Source organism: Devosia sp. Root105 (genome assembly GCF_001424865.1).
GTDB lineage: Bacteria > Pseudomonadota > Alphaproteobacteria > Rhizobiales > Devosiaceae > Devosia_A.
Genome location: NZ_LMCR01000017.1, coordinates 298,783 through 318,928 on the forward strand (window position 1 = coordinate 298,783; position 20,146 = coordinate 318,928).

Consider the following 20,146-nt stretch of genomic DNA (forward strand, 5'->3'; position numbering starts at 1 on the left):
CGTAGGTCATGGCGCAGTCAAGGTCAAGGAAAGCTGCAAATGACACGCTCTGTTCTGGTTCTCGGTGCCACCGGCAAATCCGGCCGCCGTCTCGTCCCGTTGCTCAAGGAGCGGGGGGTGAAGGTTCGGGCCGCGAGCCGGCGCGGCATGGCCGGTATGGCCTATTTCGATTGGGACAAGCCCGACACCTATGATGCAGCCTTGGCCGGCATCGACGCCGTCTACCTGACGCCGCCGGAGCTTGTGGTGGACCCGACGGGGCACACCGGGCCGTTTCTCGCCGCTGCCGCTCGGGCGGGCGTTGGGCGGATCGTTGCCGTGACGTCGATGGGGGTGGCGTTTCCCAACGAAGGACCGGGAACGGGACGGTATGAGCTCGAACAGCAAGTCATGGCTTCCGGGCTCGAATGGACCATCCTCAGGCCATCGGGCTTCAACCAGAATTTCTCCGAGGATTTCTTTCTTCCCGGCATCCTGGGGGCTGACATGATCGCGACCGCCACCGGCGACGGCGCCGTCGGGTTCGTCGATGCCGAGGATATCGCCGCGGTGGCGGCAGCCGCGCTGCTCGACGAGGGGCACGGCGGCAAGATCTATGATGTGACGGGGCCCGAGGCGATGAGCTTTGCCGATGCGGCAGCGATCATCGGGCAGGCCGCCGGACGGGACATCGCGCACCGGAAGATCACCGGCGAAGAGTTCACGCACATTCTGGTGGGGGCGGGGTTGGCGCCGGACTACGCGGCGATCGTCGTCGGCAACCAGCTGGCGATCCGAGACGGATTGGGCTCGGCGATCAGCGATACGGTCCCGCGCCTCACCGGTCGGCCGGCGCGCAGCTTTGCCGACTATGCTGCGAAAGCGGCGCCGAGCTGGGCGCGGCCTATTCGGTCAGCTTGAACTCGATGCGGCGGTTGCGGCGGTAGGCTTCGTCGCTGTCGCCGGGATCGATGGGCGAGAACTCGCCGAAGCCGGCGGGGACCAGCCGATTGGCCGGGACGCCCTGGGTGATCAGGTACTTCGCCACTGAAATCGCGCGGGCTGCCGAGAGCTCCCAGTTCGAGGGGAATTCGGGCGTGTTGATCGGCCGCTTGTCGGTGTGCCCGTCGATACGCAGTACCCAGTTCACATCGGCTGGGATCTGCGTCTGCAGCTCCTTGATGGCAGCGCCGAGCTTGGCCAGTTCGGTCTGGCCTTCGGGCGAGATGGCCGCCTCGCCGGCATCGAACAGCACCTCGGACTGGAAGACGAAGCGGTCGCCCACCACGCGCACATCGGCCCGGCCTTCCAGCACCTGACGCAGCTTGCCGAAGAAATCCGAGCGGTAACGGCTCAGATCCTGCACGCGCTGCGCCAGCGCCAGGTTGAGCCGGCGGCCGAGATCGGCGATCTGCGTACGGTTCTCGGTGTCGGTGGCCTCGGAGGCCTGCAGCGCCTGTTCCAGTGCGGCGAGCTGGGTGCGGAGCGCCGCGAGCTGCTGGTTGAGCAGCGCCACCTGCGCCGCCGCCTCGCGTGACAGGTCCTGCTGGGCGGTGAGATCGGACTCGAGCTGGGCGATGGTAGCGTCCTTGCCGTCGCCGCCGGCGCCTAGGCCGGCCAGTTGCGCCGCCATCTGGTCGCGCTCGGTGGTGGCCGAGGTCAGTGTCGCCGAGAGCGTTGCGATGGTCGATTCGAGGTCGCTCGAGTTCACCTTCTCGAGCTGCAGCAATTCGGTCAGTTCGGCGATCTGGGCGTTGAGCCGGCTCATCGCCGTGTCCTTGCCGCTGATCTCCTGGCCGAGGAAGAACTGGCTCAGCATGAACAGCGAGAGCAGGAAAATGATGACGAGCAACAGGCTCGACAGGGCGTCGACGAAGCCCGGCCAGTAATTGGTGACCTGTGAGCGGCGGGAGCGGGTGGAGCTCGCCATCAGTTCGGCCGCCGGTCGGATTCACCCTCGCGCAGCATGGCTTCCATCAGTTCGCGGAGCTTCTTGTTGGTCTCGCCCTGCTGGATGATGTGGCCACGCAGGTCTTCCTGTTCGGCCTTGATGTGCTTGACCAGCCCATCGATGCCGCGGGCCAGCTCGGCCATGGCGCGGATGGCATTCTGCGACGAGCCGGAGTTCTGCAGGGTCGAGCCGAACTGCGCCAGCATCGCCGACATTTCATCGCCGGAGACGCCGAGGCCGGTGGCCTGCATCTGGGTGACGGGGTGGTCGAGCTCGGTCATCGAGGTCATCCAGTCCTCGAGGTCGGTGTAGAAGGCGTTCTGCGCCTGGCTCGCCTGCAGGTCGAGAAAGCCGAGGATCAGCGAGCCGGAAAGGCCGAGCAGCGAGGCGGAGAAAGCGGTGCCCATGCCGCCGAGCGGGGCGGCGAGGCCTTCCTTGAGGTTCGAGAACAGCGTCGCGGTATCGCCGGCCGTGGCGTCGAGCGCCTGGATGGTCGAGGCGACATGGGTCACGGTCTCGAGCAGGCCGTAAAAGGTGCCGAGCAGGCCGAGAAAAACCAGGAGGCCGGTCAGGTAGCGCGAGGTGTCCTTGGCTTCATCGAGGCGGTTGCCGACGGAATCAAGGATCGAGCGCATCGAGGAGGGAGTGATCACCGCCTCGCCAAGCCGATCGCGCAAGAGGTTTGCCACCGGCGCCAGCAAGCGCGGCTGCACCGCGGGCATGCGGCCTTCCTGCAGCGCGTTGACCCAGTTGATTTCGGGGAACAGCCGGATCACCTGGCGGAAACTCAGGATGATACCGATGAAAAGCGTCAGCAGAATCAGCGAGTTGATGAAGGGATTGGCCCAGAAGAAGATCAGCAGCTGGTTGGCGAGGATGGCGGCGACCAGCGCCACCAGCACCAGGAAGATGACGATCTTGACCAGATAGACCGCGGGGCTCGCCAGGCGATACGGGTCGTAAGTTTGCGACATGTCGCGGCCCCATGCTCATGAAATCGGCCTGACAATAGTGCGCTTCGGCGAATCCGCGCAACGGTCGGCAACCCACCATGCGGGTTAACCCCATGAAATCCCGACAATGCGACTGGAGGGTGACGGGGAGGCCTGTCGTCCACCAGGGTCATTCCCGCGAAGGCGGGAACCTAGTGGGATGCTGCAGCGCCCGTCGAGGTTGAGAAATCCCACTGGGTCCCCGCCTTCGTGGGGATGACGCCGGTGGGTTGGACCGACGGATGCGCGCCGTTTCCGCCGTGGCTCAGTTGACGGCCTTGACGATCTTCAGCAGCTGGCTCTGGATCGTCTCGTTGCCGGCGATGACCTGGCCGTTCCAGACAGAGCCGGTGGTGCCGGCGTAATCCGTCATGGTGCCGCCGGCTTCGCGCAGCATCAGCAGGCCCGGCGCCACGTCCCAGGGGGCGAGGCCGGCTTCCCAGTAGCCGTCGAAGCGGCCGGCGGCGAGCCAGGCCAGATCGGTCGAGGCCGAGCCGGTGCGGCGGATGCCGGAGACGGCGGGCACGACGTGCGCCAGTTGCTTCAACTGCAGCAGGTCGAGGGCGCGGCCACGCGAGTTGATGCCGGTAACGACGACGGCGTCGGCGAGGTGCTTGCGGTTGGCGACGCGCAGGCGCTTGCGATCATTCAGCCAGGCACCGCCGCCCTTTTCCGCGGTGAACAGCTCTTCCATCGCCGGGTTGTAGATCACCGAGGCGACAATCTCGTTGTTGCGCTCGAGCGCAATGGCGCAGGCGAACATCGGAATACCGTGGAGGAAATTGGTGGTGCCGTCGAGCGGGTCGACGATCCAGCGGTGCTGGCCGTCGCTGCCCTTCACCTCGGTGCCTTCCTCGCCGAGGAAGGAGTAGGTCGGGCGGGCCTTCTGCAACTCGTTGAAGACGATCTCTTCGGCGCGCTTGTCGGCGTTGGAGACGAAATCGGCCGGGCCCTTTACCGAGACCTGCAGGTTCTCGACCTCGCCGAAATCCTTGGCGAGCGAGCGGCCGGCTTTGGTAGCGGCCTGGACCATAACGTTGAGAAGCGCCGAGCGCATGGGGGAAACTCCGCGCGAGAAACTGGAAACGTGGGAAGGGCCGCTATGTGCCCGAGAACGCCGTTCAGTTCAAGGGCGTCTCGGTCGGCGCAGGCGTCGGGGTGGTGTTCGCCGCGACCTTGGTCGGCGGCAGCGACGGCCAGAAGCGGGCGCGTTCCTCGGCGCGGGTCAGCTGATCAGGCTTGATCGTGGCCAGCAGCTTGTCGAGTTGCGGGTCTTTCAGCCCCTGTCGCCGCGCCAGGGCGCGGTACATGGCAGCGTCCTCGAGATTAGCGGTCACGCCTTCGCCGGCAGCCAGCAGCTTGGCATAGCGGTTCTGCGCCACCGGGTTGCCGCCATCGGCGGCGCGCGCATACCAGCTGGCGGCTGTCGCACGATCCGCCGGCACGCCTTTGCCGAGATAGAGAATGGTGGCGTACTCGACCTGCGCCGCGGCCAGCCCGTCCTCGGCGGCAAGCCGGAACTGCTCGGCGGCGGCCTTGGCGTCGGGGGCGATACCGGCGCCTTCCGCCAGCATGCCGGCATAGTCGTAGCGGGCTTCGGTAATGCCGGAATTGGCGGCTTCGCCGATCAGCTCGGCGGCCTTGGTGAGGCTGGGCTCGGCATAGACGCCTTCGACATGCAGCAGCCCCAGATTGTACTTGGCCGGCATATTGCCCGCGTCGGCTGCGGTCTTGAACAGTTCGGCGGCCCGTTTGCGATCCTTCGCGACGCCGCTGCCCTGCTGGTACAGCATGCCGAGCTCGAAGGTGGCGAGCGCATCGCCATGCGCGCTGGCCATGCCGTACCAACTGGCAGCGGCGGCGAAATCCTCTGGTACACCAAGGCCCTTGGCATAGATTTCGGCAATCAGCGTCTGCGCGTGCGCGTCGCCCTTTTCGGCACGCGGCAGCGCCAGGTCGAGCGCGGTGAGGAAGTAGCCGCGCTGGTAGGCGCCATAGGCCGGGTCGACCCGCTCGCCGAAGATGGAATCGCTGATGGTCAGGGCGTCGGGAGCCGGCTGGTTCAGGAACTCCTCGGGCACCGGCCCGATCGGCAGGTCTTCCATGCCCAGATTGTCGGGGAACTGCATGTCCTTGGGACGCAGGTCCTCGAAATCGGTGCGGCCGGCCTGCGCCAGCGCCGGCAGCGCCAGGCCGGCAAGCAGCAGTGCATAGCCCAGGCGGCGCATCACTTTGCCGGCTCCGGCACCGTCAGCGGCAGGCCGATGAACTCGCAATCGCCGGCATCGTAGTTGGCGGGGCCGGCTTCAGGGTCTGACAGCACGCTGGGGATCTCCATGGTCTCAGCCCACCACTGCGCCATTTCGCGCTCCGGGGCGGATATGGAACCGGAAAGCGGCCCAAATAGGATGTAGTCGACCCCCGCCTCGCCTTTCAGCATGGCGTCGTCGCGCGAGTGGATGTCGCCGGCCCCGACGATCAGTTTCGGCTTCAGCGCCGCAATCGCTTCCCGCACGGCCTCGATGCCACCGGGGACGTGGAGGCCGTCAGCGCCGAGCAGGCGCACCAGTCCGGGTTCGCCCTCGACCAGCACCGCGGCGCCCCTGGCCTGCGCCAGCGGCACGATGCGCTTGGCGAGATCCTTGTAGGCGTTCTCAGCCAGGTTGCCGCGCGGCAGCAGCAGGGCGGCGACATCGTCGCGCTCCAGCGTGGCGGTCAGCGCCGCAACGAGCTGGTCGGATGGAGTATCGGTGGGTGCGATAAGGAAGATTTCGGCTGACATGGCGGTGTTATAGCGGCCCCATCGCCGATGTGGAGCCGGATTCTGGCCGCAACTGGGCAAGGGTTACCGAGCCGAAAAGAAAGCGGGGTTCGCAGCGTCAGGTTCGCTGCAAAAGAAAGGGGCGCCAAGGCGCCCCCAGTCGTCGGGAAGTTCGTTCTGGAGGTCAGGCTGCGAGATCGAGTTCGGGCTTGTACTGGCCGAGCGCCGCCAGGGCGTTCATTTTGGCGCGGTGGGTGAAGGCCTGCTGCGCCGCTTTGACGTTCTGGTCTTCGCCGTTCCAGGTCACCAGCGCCGACGTCTGCAGCGCCCGGCCGTAGGAGAAGGTAAGAGCCCAGGGCAGGCCGCCAAGCTGGTTCATCGCCGACAGGTGCGCCGTCGCCTCTTCATCGGACTGGCCGCCCGAGAGGAAGGCGATACCCGGCACGGCGGCGGGGACGAAGCGGCGGAGCGTTTCGACGGTGCGCTGCGCCACTTCCTCAGTGCTGACACGGTCGCGCGAGCGGAGGCCGGGGGTCACCATGTTGGGCTTGAGCAGCATGCCCGAGAGGTCGACGCCGGCGAGCCGCAGTTCCTTGAATACCGCCTCGAGCGTCTCGCCGGTGACATCCTCGCAGCGCTGGACCGAGTGATCGCCCGGATCGCCATCGGCCAGAACTTCGGGCTCGACCACCGGCACGATGCCGGCTTCCTGGCAATACATGGCGTAGCGGGCCAGCGCGTGGGCGTTGGCGCGGATGCCGTTGCGCGAGGGGGCGTAGGAGGTGATGGCGATGACGCCGCGCCACTTGGCGAAGCCGGCGCCGAGCTTGGCGTAATGGGCGAGCCGCTGGCGCAGCCCATCGAGCCCCTCGGTGATCTTTTCGTCCTTGCTGCCAGGCATCGGCAGCGCGCCGCGGTCGACCTTGATGCCGGGGATCACGTCGGTGGCGGCGAACAGGTCGCGGAAGGGCGTGCCGTCCTTGGCCTTCTGCTCCAGCGTCTCCTCGGTGAGGATGACGCCCGAGATGTAATGGGTCATCGCGTCGGTGGAGCGGAACAGCATCTCGCGATAGTCGCGGCGAGTTTCCAGCGTCACCGGCAGGCCGATCAGCGCAAAGCGCTTGGCGATGGTGCCTTCGGATTCATCAGCGGCAAGGATGCCCTTGCCGCTGGCGACGAGCTTTTTGGCGATTGCATTGAGCGAGGCCATGGGCGGGAGGGTCTCCGTTTGTGCAATGGAGGCACAATGCCAGACCCGCCCGCGCAGTTCGATTGGACGTTCAGGTATTAGACGTTCGTCATCAGACGAAAGAGGGGATCAGCGCTTCAGCGCCTCGACGCCGGGCAGGGGCTTGCCTTCCATCCATTCGAGGAAGGCGCCGCCGGCGGTGGAGACATAGGTGAACTGGTCCTTCACCCCGGCATGGGCGAGGGCGGAGACGGTGTCGCCGCCGCCGGCCACCGAAACCACCTTGCCGGCCTTGGTGCGGGCCGCAACATATTGCGCGATCTCGACCGTGCCGTGGTCGAAGGGCTGCAGCTCGAAGGCGCCGAGCGGGCCGTTCCAGACGATGGTCTTAGCCTCATCGATGGCGCCTTTGATGCGCTCGATCGAGCCCGGGCCGACGTCGAGGATCATGCCCTCGGGATCCATCGAATCGACACCGTAGAAGCGGTGTGGCGCGTTGGCCTCGAAATGCCAGGCCACGGTGGCGTCGATCGGCAGGATAATGGCGCAGTGCGCCGCTTCCGCCTTGTCGCGGATATCGTTGGCCGTTTCCGCCAGGTCCTTTTCGGCCAGCGACTTGCCGACGCCGAGCCCCCCGGCATGGAGGAAGGTGTTGGCCATGGCGCCGCCGATCACCAGCCCGTCGACCTTCTTGATCAGGTTGCCCAGCAGGTCGAGCTTGGTCGACACCTTGGCGCCGCCGACGATGGCGATCACCGGGCGTTCGGGGTTGCCGAGGCCGGCCTCAAGCGCCTTCAGTTCGGCCTCCATGGCGCGACCGGCGGCCGAGGGCAAGAGGTGAGCGATCGCCTCGGTCGAGGCGTGGGCGCGGTGCGCGGCGGAGAAGGCATCGTTGACGAAGATGTCGCCAAGCTCGGCCATGCGGGCGGCCAGCGCCGGATCGTTGTCTTCTTCGCCCGGATGGAAGCGGGTGTTCTCGAGCACGAGGATCGAGCCTGGAGGGGCCTCGTCGATCGCCTGCTTCGCCTTGGTCACATCGGTCCAGTCGGTGGCGATGAAGCCCACCGGGTGGCCGGTCTCGTCGGCGACGGCGGGCACCACCAGCTCGAGCGAGAATTCCGGGTCGACCTTGCCCTTGGGGCGGCCGAAATGGCTGAGGATGATGGCCTTGCCGTCGACCTTGATGATTTCGCGGATGGTCGGCACCAGCCGCTCGATGCGGGTGGCGTCCGTCACCTTGCCGTCGGCGACCGGCACGTTGAGGTCGGCACGCACCAGCACGCGCTTACCCGAAAGGTCGAAATCGTCGAGGGTCTTGAAAGCCGGCATGGGACGCATCCGCTGCTAGGGAGAGGTGCCGCTGCTATAGCAAGGATTGCAGCAAGGGCAACAGCGGAGGTCAGAGGCCGACGAGACCCGCGAGGGTGCCCGACAGCGCAAACAGCAGCGCGCCGATGCCGATATGGCGCACCGCGAAGTAGAGGTTGGTGTTGAAGGTGAAGCGGGCAAAGCCCTCGCTCGGCCAGTGCCGCGGCCCGATGCGGCGACGCAGCGCCCGGTCGGCCAGCACCACATAGAGCCCGAAGGCCGCCAGCGGGATCAGGAACCAGGCTGCATCGTGGCGGGCGCCCAGGGCGAGGCTCCCCACGACATTGGCGACAACGAGAAGCCGTTCGATATCACGCACCGGCCGATCTCCGGATCAGGGATCAACTGGTCATGGACAATAGCGCACCGACATAACGCTTTGGCGACGAAGAGGTTAACCGTGGATGACAGTTAGCTTGGCCAAAAAGAATGGGCGCCCGGTGGGGCGCCCTTGGTGCAGCGGACGTGCGTTGCGGTCAAAAGCCGCTGAATGTCTCGAGGAAACCGTTCCCGCCCTGCACCGGGCGAAGCGGAGCACCGCTGCGATCGCGATCGAGCAGCGAGTCCTCGCCGAGTGCGAAACGAGCGCCCACCAGGAAGCGGTGATTGCCGACCGTGGCGTCATCGCTCATCAGTGCTTCGGCTGAGGTAGTCGAATAATCGTATTTCGCGAACAGCGAGATGGGGAGCGACTCGAGCTTGTATTCGACACCGGCGCCGATGGTCACGGTGTCAAACGTCGCCGACAGGATCTCGAAATCCAGCGTGTTGAAGCCGGCGCGAGCTTCGATCCGCAGGTTGGGTGTCAGGAAGTAGCGCACCTCGGCGTTGGCGAACCAGCCGTTGAGGCCGATCGACGTGGGACTGTTGCTGCTGAGGTCGAACTGCTGCATGCCGGCCTGGCCGTACAGTGTCAGGTTGTCGAAGTACACCTGGGCTTCGCCGCCGACATAGGCGCGGTCGATAGTGCCTTCGCTCGCCGAGTTGTAGCTCAGGTCGTCGCGGCCGATCTGCACGAAACCACCCACGAGGAACTTGTCGGCCTCGCGGTAAAAGCCGTGCAGTGCCCCATCAAAGCTGTTCGTCGTGATGTCGTCGCCAGAGTCGTCGAGCGTGCGCGAGGTGAACTGGACGTCGCCCTGGATGCCGAGCACCGGGGTGAGCATGATCGAGCCACTGAGCAGCGCTTCAAGGGCATAGCCATCGAGGTTGAAGGTGTCGCTTCCGGTGTCGATCTCCGTGCCAGCCGGCCCGGCGCCAATCGAAATGAAGCCGGTGGGGTCGGCCAAGGCCGGAGTGGCAAAAGGAGCCGCGAGCAACAGCGTGGCGCCAAGTGCTATGACCTGGGTCTTCATATCGTTCTCCGATGTGGTCGCAGCTGCTGGCTGCACGAGGCTGGCGTCCGAGCCGATCCCCAAGATCAGCCTTAGCAATGAATCAGACGTGCCATATTTATGCGTTGGCGTCGTAACGGCGACAAGTGCAGCGGTGCCACAAGCGTGGACAAATCGTTGAAATTACAATCGTTCTGGTTGAGCAGTTATTATCGGATCAGACGCGCGAACAGCGTCGGATAGTCCACCACGAACCCGTCTTCGTCCACCGTCAGCACCTGCTCGAAGCTGCCATCGGCGGCCTGGTAGCGGTAATGGGTGGGATCGAGCCGGGTGTAGATCTGGCCGTCGCGGAACGGTTCCAGGCTGTCGAGCGGCACCCAGGCCATGGCGAATTGCTGCGGCACGCCATCGGTAAACTTCGCGCGACGGATCGGCAGGGTGTTGGTGAAGGGCGTGCCGGAGACGTCGATATCGACGCAGCCTTCGAGCCCGGGGGCGCGCTGGCCGTTGACCTTCCAGTCGCCCAGCCCGTTCGAGTTGAGCCGCAGCACGCGGCCATCCTGGAGGCGGAGGGTGAGGGAGCGGAAGGTCCAGTCGAGGGCGAGCTGGATGTCGTACTGGGCGCCGTAGGCGAAGCCTTCGAACTCGCCGATCAGCACGCTGCGGACATTGATGCCGTCGGGGCTTTCCCAGATACGGCAGTGCTCGAGCCCGACCTCGCCGACTGGCTGCCAGCGGAGGTCGAGCTCGAGAGGCACTTAGAGGGTCTTGTTTGTCACAGAGTTTTGGCGAACACGGCCGTGATGTCGGCCATGCGGTTCGAGAAGCCCCACTCGTTGTCGTACCAACCCATGATGTTGACGAAGTTGTCGCCAATCACCTTGGTCTGGTCGAGCAGGATCGTGCACGAATGCGGATCGTGGTTGAGGTCGCTCGACACCAGCGGATGGGTGGTGAAGGTCATGATGCCCTTGAGCGGGCCGTTGGCGGCGGCGATCAGCGCGTCGTTGACTTCCTGCGGCGTGGTGTTGCGCTTGGCGAGGAACTTGAGGTCGACCAGCGAGACGTTCGGGGTCGGCACGCGGACCGAGATACCGTCCAGCTTGCCCTTCAGCTCGGGCAGCACGAGGCCGATCGCCTTGGCGGCGCCGGTCGAGGTTGGGATCTGGCTCAGCGCCGCAGCGCGGCCGCGGTAGAGATCCTTGTGCATGGTGTCGAGCGTCGGCTGGTCGCCGGTGTAGCTGTGCACCGTGGTCATCATGCCCTTCTCGATGCCGACCAGGTCATTCATGATCTTGGCCATCGGGGCGAGGCAATTGGTGGTGCACGAGCCGTTCGAGATCACCACGTGCTCCTTGCCGAGCAGGGCGTGGTTGATGCCGTAGACGACGGTCAGGTCGGCGTTCTCGGCCGGGGCCGAAACGATCACCTTCTTGGCGCCGGCGGTGAGGTGTGCGGCGGCCTTGTCGCGGCTGGTGAAGATGCCGGTGCACTCGAGCACGATCTCGACACCCAGCTCCTTGTGCGGCAGCTGCGCCGGATCCTTGACCGCGGTCACCTTGAACTTCTGGTTGCCGGCGGTGATCACATCGCCTTCGACCTTCACTTCATACGGAAACTTGCCGTGCACGCTGTCATAGCGCAGCAGGTGGGCGTTGGTTTCGACCGGACCGAGATCGTTGACGGCGACGACCTCGATGTCGTTGCGACCGCTTTCGACGATGGAGCGCAGGATATTGCGACCGATGCGGCCAAAGCCATTGATTGCGACGCGTACAGCCATGATGGCTCCTTCAGGGACTTCTAGGGAGGAGAGAAGAAGAGCGCGGTTCTTACAACTGCGCCATGACGGCTTCAACTATCGCTTTCGACGTAATGCCAAAGTGCTCATACAGCGCTTCGGCCGGCGCGCTGGCGCCGAACGAGTGCATGCCGATGAACCGGCCCTTGTCGCCGAGCAGCTTCAGCCAGCTCATCTCGATGCCGGCTTCGATCGCCACCTTGGCCTTGGGTTTGCCGATGACGCTGTCGCGGTATTCCTGCGACTGGGCGTAGAACAGCTCCTGGCTGGGGACCGAGACGACCTTGGCCGAAATGCCCTGTGCCTTCAGCAGCTCGAGGCTCTGCACGGCGATGGTGACTTCCGAGCCGGTGGCGAAGATCACCGCATCGGCGTTCTGATCGCCGGCAATGACATAGGCGCCCTTGGCCGACGGATTGCCGGTGACGGTTTCGGTACGCAGCGCCGGCAGGTTCTGGCGGCTGAGGGCCAGGATCGAGGGCTGCTCGGCTTCGATGGCGAGCTGCCAGCATTCGAGCGTTTCGACCGCATCGGCCGGGCGGAAGACCAGCAGGTTCGGAATGGCGCGCAGCGTCGAGAGATGCTCGACCGGCTGATGGGTCGGGCCGTCTTCGCCCAGCCCGATCGAGTCATGGGTCATCACGTAGATGACCTTCTGGCTCATGATCGCCGAGAGACGGATGGCCGGGCGGGCATAGTCGGTGAACACCAGGAAGGTGCCGCCATAGGGGATGAGGCCCTTATGCAGCGCGATGCCGTTCATCGCCGCCGCCATCTCGTGCTCGCGAATGCCGTAGCGCATGTAGCGGCCGGCGCGGTCGGTGGCGGTGAAGGGCAGCGTCTCGGGCGTGTTGGTAAGGTTCGAGCCGGTGAGGTCGGCCGAGCCGCCGATGGTCTCGGGCAGTACCTTGTTGATCACCTCGAGCGCCAGCTGGCTCGACTTGCGGGTCGCGACCTTTGGCTTGTCGGCAACCAGCTTGGCCTTGAACGTCTCGATGGTCTCGTTCCAGTTCGCTGGCAGCTTACCGACGATGCGGCGCTCGAACTCGGCGCGCAGCTCGGGCTTGGCCGCAGCGAGGCGGCCTTCCCAGTCGCCGCGGGCGTTCTCGGAGCGGGTGCCGGCGGCGCGCCAGGCATTGAGCGTGTGGCTCGGGATTTCGAACGCCGGGTAGTCGATGCCGAGCTGCTGCTTGGCGCCGGCGAGTTCGGCCGCACCGAGCGGCGAGCCGTGCACGCCGTGCGAGTCGGCCTTGGTCGGGGCGCCGAAGCCGATAATGGTCTTGGCGGCGATCAGGGTCGGCTTGTCCGTCGACTTCTTGGCGTCGAGCAAGGCCTTTTCGACCTGGGCCTGGTCGAGGCCGTCGATCTCGATGGTGTTCCAGCCGCAGGCCTTGAAGCGGGCGATCTGGTCGGTCGAGTCGGCGTTGGAAACGCGGCCGTCGATGGTGATGTTGTTGTTGTCCCAGATCACCACGAGCTTGTTGAGCTTCAGGTGCCCGGCAAGCGAGATCGCTTCCTGGCTGACGCCTTCCATCAGGCAGCCGTCACCGGCGATCACCCAGGTGTAGTGGTCGACGAGGTCGGAGCCGAACTCGGCGGCAAGCTTGGCTTCGGCAACGGCGAAGCCGACCGAGTTGGCAATGCCCTGGCCGAGCGGACCGGTGGTGGTCTCGATGCCGGGGGCAAAGTGGTATTCCGGGTGGCCAGCGGTCTTGGAACCAAGCTGGCGGAATTGCTTCAGCTGATCGATCGTCATGTCCTCGTAGCCGAGGAGGTAGAGCGATGCGTAGAGCAGCATGGAGCCGTGGCCGGCCGATAGAATGAAGCGATCGCGATCGGCCCACCAGGGGTTCTTCGGATCGAACTTCATCACCTTGGTGAACAGCACCGTGGCGATGTCAGCCACGCCCATCGGCAGGCCGGGGTGACCGGAATTGGCTTTCTCCACCGCATCCATGGCGAGGGAACGGATGGCATTGGCCATCTCATTGGCTTGGGCGGAGTTGGTCATCAGGGTGCTCTCGGCTAAGGGACAGAAGCCCGGAAATCCGGGCGCCTCGAACCCTCCTGCCGAGGCGGGTTGACGCTTAGCAGGTTCCTTTGACCTGTCAATGTCGCCTCCCGGAGGGGGGCGTTGCCATGCCGCGCTAGCTTTGCGCTATAGTGCCAAGTGGAATCGCCCTTTTTCCACGACGGGGGTCGGGATGGCCGAGCAGCACTCCGAGGATGGATACGAAGCCGCCGCCAGCCGGCTGGACAAGGCGTTCGCACGGCTCGAGGCGAGCGTGCGCAGCCTTAATGGCCGGGTGCGGGCGCATAGCCGGATCGAATCCGATACGCAGAAACTGGTGGGCGAGCGGCAGCGCCTGGCGCAGGAGCTCGACAAGGTCAGCGCCAAGGCCAAGCGGCTGGACGACAGCTCGGCGGAAGTGGCGCGGCGGCTCGTCGTCGCTATGGAGTCGGTGCGCGAAGTGCTGGCCCAGGACGGCTTGAAGTAGGGGAGAGCTGAGATGCCCGAGGTCAATGTCGACATCAACGGCCGCAAGTACCGCATGGCCTGCGAAGAGGGCCAGGAGCAGCACCTGCTTGGGCTCGCCGACCGCTTCAATCAGCATATCGACCAGTTCAAGGGGACGTTCGGCGAGATCGGCGACAACCGGCTGACGGTGATGGCCGGCATTGCCGTGCTCGACGAGCTGGCCGAGGCGGAGCGCCGCATTACCGAGCTGAAGCAGGATGTCGCCAACCTCACCCAGGTCGGCGAGGCGCTGACCCACGAGGCCGAGGAACTGGAGCGGCGGTTCGCCAAGCGGCTCAACGAAGCGGCGCGCAAGATCGAGGCGATCTCAAGCGCCATCGACGACACCGGCGCGGCGGCAGGCGCTTAGTTTTTTCTCACGACGCAGGAGCCGCCGGCCGCCTGCAGTTTGGCGCACAGCGCATCGGCATCGGCACGGTTGTCCCGGCCGATCATGGCGTAGTGCCTGAGCCGTGGCCCGAAATTGGGGTTGCGGGCCATCAGCAGCATCAGCTTCTCGCTGCCCAGAACCTTGGGATAGTTCGCCTGCACCCGCTCGAAGCGGCGGATGACGACGCCCTGCGAAAAGTTCTGCGCCAGCAGGACGCCCCATGGCTTCCACTCGCTCGGCTGCCGGTCGAGGCTCGGCACCCGCTCGGCCTCGGCCATTTTCACGCAGGCATCGATGAACGGCTCGTCCTTGCCGATGGCGTAGTCGACTTCAGGCGGGGTTTCGGCGAGCCAGGCATCCGGATCGCGGCCGGTGACGATCTCGACGTAGAAGCGAGTCTCGGCCGGCAGGTAGCTGCCGCCTTTCACATAACCCGATGCTCGCCCCTCGCCGCCATTGTAGGCGACCGCCGCCAGCCCGAGGTTGCCGAACTTGTCGGTGAGAAAGCGCAGGTATTCGGCCGATTTCGCCAGCGCCTCGCTCGGATCGAACGCATTGCGCAAGCCGCGGAGGCGCGCCGTCGAGGGGATGAACTGGGCGATCCCCTGCGCTCCGGCGGTGCTCAGCGCAAACGGGTCGAAGCGGCTCTCCTGCCAGATCAGCCGCGCGAAATACCCGACCGGCAATCGCTCGCGCCAGGCAAACAGCTGGATCGCGCCGCAGGTATCGCGAAAGAACTGCTCCTGCCGGATGCACACCGCCGTCCAGGATGGTGCTGCGGGATCGGCGGCATAGCAGGAGCGAGGCTTGGCCGGTTCGCTATCGCTTTCGACAGCTGGGACGGCGCAGCTCAAGGCCGCGATCGCCAATGCCAGGCCGAGGCTGATCAGATGTCTGCCACGCATCGGGGGAAACTAGGACGTGCTGGCGGGTTCCGGCAAGCGCCGGTAATTGGCAAAGTTTGCCAATGTTTGCTAGAATGACGTCAAAAGGAGCTTCGCCATGGCCACGATGAACATCTCACTGCCGGACAAGATGAAGCAATGGGTTGAGGAGCAGGTTGCGACCGGGCGGTACGCGAATGCGAGCGATCTGATGCGCGATATCATCCGGGAGCGGCAGGAGAAGTCGGCTGCCATTGCGCGGCTGCAGGCCGAGATCGACAAGGGCCGCGCCAGCGGGATCAGCGACAAGTCAGTGGATGAGATTTTTGCTGAGGCCCGGAAGAAGGCGATAGCTGCTCTCAAGGCGCGCGATGCCGCCGCCTAGGATATCTCCTGCAGCGCAACAGGACATTGACGAGATCTACCTCTACGGCGTCCTGACCTACGGCCCGACGCAGGCGGATAGCTACACCAACAGTTTGCGCGGCGCGGTACTTCTCATTGCCGAGCATCCCTTCATGGGAAGAGAGCGCGATGAAGTTCGGCCGCCGATCCGGCTGTGGCACCACGAGGCCCACCACCTGTTCTACGATCTGATCGATGGAACCGTTGTCGTGCAGCGTGTGCTGCATCATTCGGCCGACTGGACCGAGCTGTTCTAGCCGCTGAACCGACCCGGCTCCCAGTTGGCCAGCACGGCCTGTTGCAGGTCGATCTCTTCCATAATCTCGCGCAGCACCTCGTCATCGAGCTTGCGTTCGTCGCGAGCGGCGACCAGTGCGGTGCGGCGGGCTTCCAGTACGGCACGGCCGAGTTCCAGCACCATGGAATCGTGCTCGGTATGCGATTGGCGCTCCGCCGCGTCCTCGACGCTGGCGCGCTGCAGCATCTGCTCGGCGGCGGCGCGGGCTTTCGGGTCGGTCTGGCCATCGCGGAACGTGGTTATGGCGGCGCGGCCGGCGGCGTCGGCGATGTCGCGGGCGATGGCGTGCTGGCTGGCGCGGTACTTGTCTTCGGCCGGGTCGGAGATGCCGAGCACACTGATCAGCCAGGGGAGAGTCAGGCCCTGCACCAGCAGCGTACCGATCGTCACTGCGAAGGCGACGAACTGGATGACGTCGCGGCCGGGGAAAGCGTCGCCGGCGAGCGTCGTCAGCGGAATACCGGCTGCGGCGGCGAGCGTGACCACGCCGCGCATACCGGTCCACGAGATCACTAGGTTTTCCTGCCAGCTGAACGGTTCGGGGACATCGTAGCCGCCCTGCCGCAGCACTTCCCGGCGGCGCTCGAAGCGCCCGTCACGCCGGCCGAACCGCCGCGGCGGCTCCTCGCCGGCCTGCATGCGGGCAATGGACTCGCGCACCCGGCGGGTCTGCCAGCGCGAAACGAAGCCGGTGCCGAACACCCAGGCGATACGGACGAGGATCACCGCGACGAGGACGATCAGTGACAGTCCGAGCAGTTCGATCAGGCTGAAGCCGGTGGCCGTCGCTTCCTCGATGACGAACTTCATCTGCAGGCCGATATAGGCGAAGACGAAGGCCTCGAGCAGCGCATCGGCGGTGCGCCAGAACTGGCGCTCCTGGATGCGGGCAGCATAGCCGGCTTCGGTGGAATTGTGCCCGAGCGAGAAGCCCGCGGCGACCACGGCGAGGACGCCTGAGGCGCCCACTTCCTCGGCCACCAGGTAGGCGGCGAACGGCACCAGCACCGAGAGCACGGTGACCAGCGACGCGTTGCTCATGCGTAGCCGGGTGCGGTGGACGATGGCGCCAATGACCATGCCGATGACGATGCCGACGACCACGGCATAGACGAAGTAGAGAAAGCCATTGTCGATGAAGAGGTGCCGGCCGGTTACCGTGGCGGTGGCGAAGGCGAAGAGGGTCAGCGCCGCGGCGTCGTTGATCAGGCTTTCGCCCTTGAGCACCGTCATCATGCGGCTGGGGAGCCCGAGCTTGCGGCCGACCGCGACAGCGGTCACGGCATCCGGCGGCGAGACGACGGCAGCAAGCACCGTCGCCACCGCCAGCGTCATGCCAGGAATGATCGAGGCGGAGACCGCGCCGACGACGAAGGTGGTCACCAGCACGAGGATCACGCCCAGGTTGATGATCGAGGGCAGCCGCCGGATGAAGCTGATGAACGAGAATTCGGTCGCCGCTGAATAGAGCAAAGGCGGCAGCACCACGGTGAGGATGATCTCGGGCTCGAGCTCCAGCCGCGGCAAGCCGGGGATGAACGAGGCGGCGAGGCCGACCAGCGCCAGCAGCAGCGGCGCCTGGATGTTGCGGCGTTCGGCGAAGATGGTGACCGCAATGGCCGCGATCATCACCAGGAGGATCTGTGAAACCATGCGTCGCCCCTCGAGCCCTCGTCCGCCTGATATAGGCCGGAGCGGGGAAAAGGAAAGAAGCGCATGGCGCTGACGATGTCGCCACCCTATATTGAGTTCGCTGCCCGGTGCGTGTTGGATCTTATTTCCCTGGGGCCGTACTGATCCTTAAGGGAGCTGTCACCGTTCGGACCCGTGGGTTCGGACACACGGCGCCCACCTACGTAAGTAGGTTCCCAGGATCTGTATCCCACGGCCGTGGCGGCACCTGAATTCCTCGCCAGAAAGCCCGATGAGCGACGCAAAGATCGAAGAGGCGAAAGCGGCGCTCCGTGCGGTGGCGCACAAGAAGCGGGCGGCCTTCCACCCGTCGCTGCGCAATGATGCCGCCAAGGCGGCCGCCGAGCATTTCTTCGAGGGCGTGCCGCTCGATAAGGGCGAAGTGGTCGCCGGCTACTGGCCGATCCGCGACGAGATGGATGTGAAATCCGTGGTGGCGCGGCTGATGGATGCCGGCCAGCCGGTCTGCCTGCCGGTGGTGCTGGGCGACGAGCAACCGCTCGAATTGCGCATCTGGGAAGATGGCGCGCCACTTTACGAAGCGGGCTTCGGCACACTGGCGCCGCCTGAGGAGGCGCCGCGCGCTCAACCCGATGTCATCATCATGCCGCTGCTTGGCTTCGACAAGCATGGCACCCGGCTCGGCTATGGCGGCGGCTACTATGACCGCACGCTGGCGACGCTCAATAAACGTCCCCGCCTGATCGGCTTCGCCTTCGCGCTGCAGGAGATGGACCTGATCCCGCGCGAGGCGCACGATGTGCCGCTCGATGCCATCGTCACCGAACATGGCGTGCGCAACTTCGAGAAAAAGGCGCCGGTCACGTGAGAGTATTGTTCCTGGGCGACGTGGTCGGCAAAGCCGGCCGCGACGCCGTTTCTGACCGCCTGGCCGGGTTGGTCGACAAGCACAAGTTCGATTTCGTGGTGATCAACGGCGAGAACGCCAGCCACGGGCGCGGCCTCACCGAAGGGCACTTCGCCGAGATCAAGGCGGCGGGTGCCGACGTGGTGACACTGGGCGACCACGCCTTCGACCAGCGCGACACGCTCACCTATATCGCCCGCGAACCGACGCTGCTGCGGCCGATCAACCTGGCGCCGGGCACGCCGGGGCGGGGCGCCAACCTTTACGAGAGCCGCGCCGGGCACCGCGTGCTGGTGATCAATGCGCAGGGCCGGGTGTTCATGGACCCGGTCGATGATCCGTTCCGGGCGGTGGAAGCCGCCGTCGCGGCGTGCCCGCTGGGCGAGCAGGCGGACGCGATCATCCTCGATTTCCACACCGAGGCGACGTCCGAAATCCAGGCGATGGGACATTTTCTCGACGGCAAAGTCAGCCTCGTCGTCGGCACCCACACTCATATCCCGACCGCCGACCACCGGGTCCTCAAAGGCGGTACGGCGCTGATGGCCGATGCCGGCATGTGCGGGGATTACGACTCGGTGATCGGGGTTGAGGTCGACGAGCCGCTCAACCGCTTCCTCACCGGTATCGCCACCGGCCGGTTCACTCCGGCCGAGGGCGAGGCGACGCTGAGCGGCATAGCGATCGAGACCGATCCAAGGACCGGTCTCGTTGCGAAGCTGTCGCCACTCAGGGTTGGCGGTTCGCTGGCTCAGGTCGAGCCGGCGTTCTGAACGATTACGGCACCTTGGCCGGGTCGATACCGGGCACCGGGCCCTGTTCTTCCACAGCGGGGCCGTAGTCGCCGGTCACGACCGTCTCATTGCTGCACGCCTGATGCTCCTTGTCGTGGATGATGTAGAACTCCTGCATCTCGAGCGAGTAGTGCATTGCCACTTCCAGATACTGCCCGGGGTACCAATCCTTTTCGAGCACATAGGACACGGCTTCGCCGAGCGGCAACATGTAGGTGATCGTGGTGCCGGCGGGGATCATGACGTCGCCATCGTTCTTGAACGAGACGAATGGTCGTCCCGGGGGTGGGTCCCACCGCCAGACCACCGTGCAGTAAAAGGACACTTCGCCCTGCATGTACCAGGGCTTTTCCGGCTCCGGCTGCGGTAACTGCCCGCTGCGATCGGGCTGCACCTTCATGGAACAGGCAGCGATCGAGGTCACGCTCCCAACGTCGATGGCGATGTCCACCACAGTGCCCGGGTGCCAATCGGCTGTCACCTTGTACTGCTTCTGGATGTTCCCGGGCTGAATATAGACGGTGATCACAGTTCCGACCGGGATCATCTTGCCGGTGTCGTTGGTCAGTAGGACCCCACTGATCTGGTCTCCGTCCCAAGCCAGTTTGCACTCCGTCCCGGGCGTACCCTGGGCAACCGGCCGGGCTGCGTGCGGTCGGCTCGTTCCTCACTGCCGCCCTTCTCCCCCTGTTCGATCGTCGGCCGATCCGGTTCGGTTGGTCGGGTATCCCGTGTCTGGCTGAAAGCCGGTGTCGCGCCGGCCACCACCACCGCGGCCATCAAGGCCAGCGAAAATCTCTTAAGTGCGTCCATCTCAGGTTCTTCCTGCTGGCGGCCCCAATGCCGCGCTGATGGACAGGGATAGCGTTTGCGGACTGAATGTGTGATGATATCCGCAGTTATCGCGGGTTCATATTG

Annotated in this window: 22 protein-coding genes and 1 other RNA gene; 8 read left to right on the forward strand and 15 right to left on the reverse strand. The window is 65.3% G+C overall.

What is annotated here, in order from left to right:
- Positions 1-39: 39 nt before the first annotated feature.
- Entirely contained in the window at positions 40-900 is an 861-nt protein-coding gene (locus ASC68_RS19920; RefSeq protein ID WP_055883086.1) for an NAD(P)H-binding protein, read from the forward strand.
- Here the strand turns inward: ASC68_RS19920 and ASC68_RS19925 are convergent.
- The 12 genes from ASC68_RS19925 to tkt form a co-directional block, all read right to left on the reverse strand.
- Positions 884-1,909 carry a peptidoglycan -binding protein gene (locus ASC68_RS19925; protein WP_055883088.1) on the reverse strand — a complete coding sequence of 342 codons (1,026 nt, stop codon included), beginning with the start codon at positions 1,907-1,909 and terminating at the stop codon, positions 884-886. The genes ASC68_RS19920 and ASC68_RS19925 overlap by 17 nt on opposite strands.
- Entirely contained in the window at positions 1,909-2,904 is a 996-nt protein-coding gene (locus ASC68_RS19930; protein WP_055883090.1) for a hypothetical protein, read from the reverse strand. The genes ASC68_RS19925 and ASC68_RS19930 overlap by 1 nt, the downstream gene beginning before the upstream one ends.
- Before the next feature lie 283 nt (positions 2,905-3,187).
- A complete protein-coding gene (locus ASC68_RS19935) occupies positions 3,188-3,979 on the reverse strand; it encodes an inositol monophosphatase family protein (RefSeq protein WP_055883092.1) in 792 nt (263 codons plus the stop codon).
- Positions 3,980-4,043: 64 nt separating this feature from the next.
- Positions 4,044-5,150, reverse strand: a complete 1,107-nt coding sequence (locus ASC68_RS19940; RefSeq protein WP_055883094.1) for a tetratricopeptide repeat protein — start codon at positions 5,148-5,150, stop codon at positions 4,044-4,046.
- Complete coding sequence (locus ASC68_RS19945) at positions 5,150-5,704, reverse strand: thiamine phosphate synthase (protein WP_055883095.1); 555 nt, start codon at positions 5,702-5,704, stop codon at positions 5,150-5,152. The genes ASC68_RS19940 and ASC68_RS19945 overlap by 1 nt, the downstream gene beginning before the upstream one ends.
- A 163-nt stretch (positions 5,705-5,867) precedes the next feature.
- Entirely contained in the window at positions 5,868-6,893 is a 1,026-nt protein-coding gene (locus ASC68_RS19950; protein WP_055883098.1) for a class I fructose-bisphosphate aldolase, read from the reverse strand.
- A gap of 108 nt (positions 6,894-7,001) precedes the next feature.
- Complete coding sequence (locus tag ASC68_RS19955; RefSeq protein ID WP_055883100.1) at positions 7,002-8,201, reverse strand: phosphoglycerate kinase; 1,200 nt, start codon at positions 8,199-8,201, stop codon at positions 7,002-7,004.
- Between the two features lie 70 nt (positions 8,202-8,271).
- A complete protein-coding gene (locus ASC68_RS19960) occupies positions 8,272-8,559 on the reverse strand; it encodes a hypothetical protein (RefSeq protein ID WP_055883102.1) in 288 nt (95 codons plus the stop codon).
- Between the two features lie 157 nt (positions 8,560-8,716).
- Positions 8,717-9,595: an outer membrane beta-barrel protein gene (locus ASC68_RS19965; protein WP_055883104.1), complete on the reverse strand. Its 879-nt coding sequence runs from the start codon at positions 9,593-9,595 to the stop codon at positions 8,717-8,719.
- A gap of 188 nt (positions 9,596-9,783) precedes the next feature.
- On the reverse strand, positions 9,784-10,335 hold the full coding sequence (locus tag ASC68_RS19970; RefSeq protein WP_055883108.1) for a putative glycolipid-binding domain-containing protein: 552 nt from the start codon (positions 10,333-10,335) through the stop codon (positions 9,784-9,786).
- 17 nt (positions 10,336-10,352) lie between these two features.
- Positions 10,353-11,360, reverse strand: a complete 1,008-nt coding sequence (gene gap, locus ASC68_RS19975) for a type I glyceraldehyde-3-phosphate dehydrogenase (RefSeq protein ID WP_055883109.1) — start codon at positions 11,358-11,360, stop codon at positions 10,353-10,355.
- A gap of 49 nt (positions 11,361-11,409) precedes the next feature.
- A complete protein-coding gene (gene tkt, locus ASC68_RS19980; RefSeq protein ID WP_055883111.1) occupies positions 11,410-13,389 on the reverse strand; it encodes a transketolase in 1,980 nt (659 codons plus the stop codon).
- A gap of 193 nt (positions 13,390-13,582) precedes the next feature.
- On the opposite strand from tkt, the gene ASC68_RS19985 reads away from it, so the two are divergent.
- Together ASC68_RS19985 and zapA are read left to right on the forward strand one after the other, a co-directional pair.
- Positions 13,583-13,876: a DUF4164 family protein gene (locus ASC68_RS19985; RefSeq protein WP_055883113.1), complete on the forward strand. Its 294-nt coding sequence runs from the start codon at positions 13,583-13,585 to the stop codon at positions 13,874-13,876.
- Between the two features lie 12 nt (positions 13,877-13,888).
- Positions 13,889-14,266 (forward strand): cell division protein ZapA, encoded by a 378-nt coding sequence (zapA, locus tag ASC68_RS19990; RefSeq protein WP_055883115.1) that lies wholly within the window; start codon positions 13,889-13,891, stop codon positions 14,264-14,266.
- Here zapA and ASC68_RS19995 read toward each other — a convergent pair.
- Entirely contained in the window at positions 14,263-15,192 is a 930-nt protein-coding gene (locus ASC68_RS19995) for a lytic transglycosylase domain-containing protein (protein WP_055883118.1), read from the reverse strand. The two genes, zapA and ASC68_RS19995, sit on opposite strands and share 4 nt — an antisense overlap.
- Positions 15,193-15,289: 97 nt before the next feature.
- On the opposite strand from ASC68_RS19995, the gene ASC68_RS20000 reads away from it, so the two are divergent.
- On the forward strand, positions 15,290-15,556 hold the full coding sequence (locus tag ASC68_RS20000; RefSeq protein WP_055883120.1) for a type II toxin-antitoxin system ParD family antitoxin: 267 nt from the start codon (positions 15,290-15,292) through the stop codon (positions 15,554-15,556).
- A complete protein-coding gene (locus ASC68_RS20005) occupies positions 15,543-15,833 on the forward strand; it encodes a type II toxin-antitoxin system RelE/ParE family toxin (RefSeq protein WP_055883122.1) in 291 nt (96 codons plus the stop codon). The genes ASC68_RS20000 and ASC68_RS20005 overlap by 14 nt, the downstream gene beginning before the upstream one ends.
- Here ASC68_RS20005 and ASC68_RS20010 read toward each other — a convergent pair.
- Complete coding sequence (locus tag ASC68_RS20010; RefSeq protein ID WP_055883124.1) at positions 15,830-17,527, reverse strand: cation:proton antiporter; 1,698 nt, start codon at positions 17,525-17,527, stop codon at positions 15,830-15,832. The two genes, ASC68_RS20005 and ASC68_RS20010, sit on opposite strands and share 4 nt — an antisense overlap.
- Before the next feature lie 94 nt (positions 17,528-17,621).
- On the opposite strand from ASC68_RS20010, the gene ssrS reads away from it, so the two are divergent.
- The 3 genes from ssrS (at position 17,622) to ASC68_RS20020 (ending at position 19,207) form a co-directional block, all read left to right on the forward strand.
- Positions 17,622-17,778, forward strand: a non-coding RNA gene (gene ssrS / locus ASC68_RS28425) — 6S RNA.
- Between the two features lie 20 nt (positions 17,779-17,798).
- A complete protein-coding gene (locus ASC68_RS20015) occupies positions 17,799-18,395 on the forward strand; it encodes a 5-formyltetrahydrofolate cyclo-ligase (protein ID WP_055883125.1) in 597 nt (198 codons plus the stop codon).
- The gene (locus ASC68_RS20020) at positions 18,392-19,207 is read left to right on the forward strand and encodes a TIGR00282 family metallophosphoesterase (protein ID WP_055883127.1); all 816 of its coding nucleotides are present in this window, start codon (positions 18,392-18,394) and stop codon (positions 19,205-19,207) included. Before ASC68_RS20015 ends, ASC68_RS20020 begins: the two co-directional genes overlap by 4 nt.
- 4 nt (positions 19,208-19,211) lie before the next feature.
- Here the strand turns inward: ASC68_RS20020 and ASC68_RS20025 are convergent, their stop codons facing one another.
- A complete protein-coding gene (locus tag ASC68_RS20025) occupies positions 19,212-19,775 on the reverse strand; it encodes a hypothetical protein (protein WP_055883128.1) in 564 nt (187 codons plus the stop codon).
- Positions 19,776-20,146 lie beyond the last annotated feature (371 nt).